The sequence below is a fragment of the Bartonella sp. AP57NXGY genome, from assembly GCF_042195805.1.
Classification (GTDB): Bacteria; Pseudomonadota; Alphaproteobacteria; order Rhizobiales; family Rhizobiaceae; genus Bartonella.
In genome coordinates, this window is record NZ_JBHIOZ010000160.1 from 1 (window position 1) to 2,775 (window position 2,775).

The window sequence follows — 2,775 nt, forward strand, 5'->3', positions numbered from 1 at the left end:
ACCGCAACACCGCAGCAGCCCACCAAGCTGTAGGACAGCTAGATGTCGCACCGCTTGAGGGAGCAGTGCATAATCGCCTAGATATGATCAATGATTTATCGGATGAAGGATTGGGATACTGGGACAAAGTGCGCGAAGTCGCAAATGTCAAAGAGCATCCAGTAGGTGAGATTGCGCATGATGAAAATGGCAATGTCCTCTATTTAACCGATGAAAATGGAGAGTATATAAAAGGCAGTGATGGAAAACCAATAATTCTGTATCGCTATTTAAAACCAGAGGAAGAAAAGCATTTACAAGCTGGTTCTGATGGCAACAGGCGTATGTTCTATAATGGTATTTTTAACACACCAGATGAGGCTGCCTATCGTGCTGTCCAATTAGCTGATAATGCGCATGAACCCCTTTATTTTACATACCACCCACAAGCTAAAGACAGGCTCGTAGAGTATGGGGTAGCAATTTATGAGTATTTTGGGGGATGGAGTAATTCGGCCAAGAAATTCCAAGATTTTACCTCTCGTTATGGTAATGACAAGGCTATTGTTAGTGCGCATAGTCGTGGTAGCTTAACAGTAGGCAATGGACTGCGTGACTTTGAAAAGCGCGGCATTCACGGTATAGCAGAAAAAACAGATATCTATCTTTTTGGACCAGCGGATCATGCTCGATCTATAGCGAATGCATTATATGTCGTAAGCGATGGCAAAAATGATCATGTTTACTTACAAAGCCATGCATCTGACCCCATTAGCACGTTGTTTGGTTACAATGCACCTACTTTTTATAAAGTACCTTTAAATCTAGATGTTTCACTTTTGGAGAAAGGTATAAAAAATCCTTTATATATGACGCTGTTTGTAGGAACCAGTTTATTGACTACAGCAACCTCTCCATTGATAGAGGGAGGGAGGGCGTTAGGCGGGTATGATCCTAGTCCCCATAATTGTTATGGTGATGCAAGTAAAGCGTGTATAACTAATTATGGAATACCGCCTACTAAACAAATTAATTCAACTTATTCAATTTTAGAGCATTTATGGAAGAAAAAATGAGACAAATTTTGAAATTATTGAGTGGTATAGTCCTATTAAGTGTAGCTGGATGTGACATTGAAAACATTGATAAGCCTCCTCCAGAGTATGTGAGTATGTGGGAGAAGGTAGGTGCAGATTCTACTGAAGTAGGAAAAGCCTTGTTAGAATGCGGAATGCCAAGCATTTTTGATATTGATTCAGAAAACAGAAAGCTTAGTATTAATGAGGATGCAACAATTTATGCTTGCATGGTTCAATCAGGATTCCATTATAAAGGGAGAGGAAACTGGTGTTATACATTTAGAGAAGAAAACCTTCCCATTTGTCAGCCTGGTGCTGTCATTCCGAAGAGAAGTGTCGAAAAGCGCTTAAACAGCCCGTTTTGTAAAAGAAGTCCAGTACAACCTGAATGCAAGCCTTAAGTGATGATCAACAATCCGCCATCCTTGCCTTCGCTTGGAATGGTGGGATTGTTTTCTCAACCAATCATCTCAATATTGTTCACCGTTGTTTTAAGCAGCGGTGACAGGAAATATCAACAGGTTTATGAGCTCTGTTTTATCGTAAATAAATCCATTGAAAGAGGGGAAAAATGAAGAAAATCTTAAAACTGTTGAGTTGCATGGCTTTGTTAAGTATCGCTGGATGTGACTCAAAGCCTCCTTCAAAATACTTTGTTATATGGCAAAAGCCAGATGCAGATTCTACTGAAGTAGCAAAAGCATTGTTAGAGTGTGGTAAGCCAACTCCTTATAATGCCGATACAGAAAATAGTGGATTAGGTTTCGGTGAATGGGCAATAATTCATACTTGTATGCTTCAATCTGGCTTCCACTATAGAAGTGAAAATGGAAAGTGGTGTGAAAATTGTCAAGATGATAGGATTCCGGTGTATCCTCTTAGTGGTTCTATCACGCCTCAGCGAAGTGTTGAGAGACGCTTAAATAGCCCTTATTGTAAAAAACATTCAGAACAACTTGAATGCCAGCCTTAAGTCTTGCTTCAGTAGAGAAAGCCTTGAATTTACACCAAATAAAGCACCAGGTTGATGAGTTTGAGAAAGCCTTGTCCGTCCTTACGTGACAAGGTTTTCTTTTTATGCCGCGTCGTTATAACGTTGCTGTTTTGCTTGCTCGATGACATTCAAAAGATCTGATTGTAACCAACGCGATAAAAAACCAAATTTTAAAGGTTTTGGGAGAGAGCCATTGGTTACATGACGGCGGAAAGTTGAGACACTCATATGAAGCAATTTTGCACTTTCACGGTCTGTTAAAAGAATATCATTTTCTGTCATATTAAAATCCTTTCACTATAAAAATGGTAACAAATCATAACTATTTATTAACCACATTTTGGTTCATTTAGAAAGATGTTTTATTCATAGAAAACAATATTTTATTATACAATTTCTGATGTGATACGTGATGAATCTTATTGAGAAAGAATGAGAGACAAGAGAGCTAAAGTTATCCACAGATAATGGGGTTATTCACCCCATATTTTAGGTTTGACCCGTGACATAAGCCGCCCATTTATCCATATAGACACGGCGCTGTTCTAGATAGTCAGTACGACGATAGGAGCGCTCTACTTGTCCTCCGACTGTATGACTTAGAATAGTTTCAGCGACCTCATAGGGGGCATCGGTTGTTTCAGCAAGCCAATCGCGTAAACTAGAGCGAAAACCATGCGGGCAGGCTTCAAGTTTATTGTCTCTCATATATTGAGCCATACA

The 2,775-nt window shown here is 39.5% G+C and carries 3 protein-coding genes and 2 pseudogenes; 3 read left to right on the forward strand and 2 right to left on the reverse strand.

The genetic code is table 11. The annotated features are described in order from the left end of the window. The 3 genes and pseudogenes from ACFIL8_RS08930 to ACFIL8_RS08940 all read left to right on the forward strand — a co-directional run. Positions 1 to 1,055: pseudogene (locus ACFIL8_RS08930) on the forward strand (filamentous hemagglutinin); the annotation flags it as partial. Further along, a complete protein-coding gene (locus tag ACFIL8_RS08935) occupies positions 1,052 to 1,459 on the forward strand; it encodes a hypothetical protein (protein ID WP_041581383.1) in 408 nt (135 codons plus the stop codon). The pseudogene ACFIL8_RS08930 and the gene ACFIL8_RS08935, both read left to right, overlap by 4 nt. A gap of 170 nt (positions 1,460 to 1,629) precedes the next feature. Beyond that, complete coding sequence (locus ACFIL8_RS08940; RefSeq protein ID WP_375612658.1) at positions 1,630 to 2,031, forward strand: hypothetical protein; 402 nt, start codon at positions 1,630 to 1,632, stop codon at positions 2,029 to 2,031. 102 nt (positions 2,032 to 2,133) lie between these two features. On the opposite strand, the gene ACFIL8_RS08945 is transcribed toward ACFIL8_RS08940, so the two are convergent. Next, on the reverse strand, positions 2,134 to 2,334 hold the full coding sequence (locus ACFIL8_RS08945; RefSeq protein ID WP_015856172.1) for an AlpA family transcriptional regulator: 201 nt from the start codon (positions 2,332 to 2,334) through the stop codon (positions 2,134 to 2,136). A gap of 207 nt (positions 2,335 to 2,541) precedes the next feature. Next, positions 2,542 to 2,775, reverse strand: a pseudogene (locus tag ACFIL8_RS08950) (integrase); the annotation flags it as partial.

Bases quoted from the DNA above. Each gene is read 5' to 3' on its own strand.
- ACFIL8_RS08935 (WP_041581383.1), top strand. From the start codon at position 1,052: ATGAGACAAATTTTGAAATTATTGAGTGGTATAGTCCTATTAAGTGTA.
- ACFIL8_RS08940 (WP_375612658.1), top strand. From the start codon at position 1,630: ATGAAGAAAATCTTAAAACTGTTGAGTTGCATGGCTTTGTTAAGTATC.
- ACFIL8_RS08945 (WP_015856172.1), bottom strand. From the start codon at position 2,334: ATGACAGAAAATGATATTCTTTTAACAGACCGTGAAAGTGCAAAATTG.